The sequence below is a fragment of the Vibrio sp. 2033 genome, from assembly GCF_033339735.1.
Genome location: NZ_JAWOVC010000903.1, coordinates 1 through 505, shown reverse-complemented (window position 1 = coordinate 505; position 505 = coordinate 1). Strand labels below are relative to the sequence as shown.

Here is a 505-nt window from a genome sequence, read left to right as displayed (position 1 = left end):
ACCAGAAGCATCACCGGACCCCGTAGAGTTACCAGTAACGACCACACGAAACATCGGGTGCGGCTTGATGATTTCCCCGCCATTCTGAGCGATCACAAGGGGACGCCCTTCAAGGACATCGTTGAGACCAGCCAGCTCGGCAGGGTCGGCCAAATCCACCTCGTTGATGAGGAGCAGATGACCTTCACGCATAGCGACTGCCAGAGGTCCATACATGAACTTCATGACAGGTGGTTGACCAGGCTTTTCCGCGACCAGAGCGTGATGTCCAATCAGATCTGTCAGCTCCATCCGCCCGTGGGCAGTGATTTGCTGAACAGGCCAGTTGAGACGACCAGCGATCTCGGTGATACCTGAGGTTTTGCCAGACCCGGTAGGGCCGGTTACGAACAATGCGTCACCGCCAGGCTCTTTGAGATAGGCCAAGACCTCTCGCAGAAACTCTTTGCGGAAAACGTAGTTGGTATCAGTGGCAGGGATGAAAGGGTTTGAACCGTCAGCGTAG

At 55.4% G+C, this 505-nt stretch carries 1 protein-coding gene; it reads right to left on the bottom strand.

Annotated features, from left to right (window positions below; genetic code table 11):
• Positions 1-505, bottom strand: a 505-nt coding sequence (locus R7P74_RS29725; RefSeq protein ID WP_318124343.1) for an AAA family ATPase, incomplete at both ends; no start/stop codon positions are given.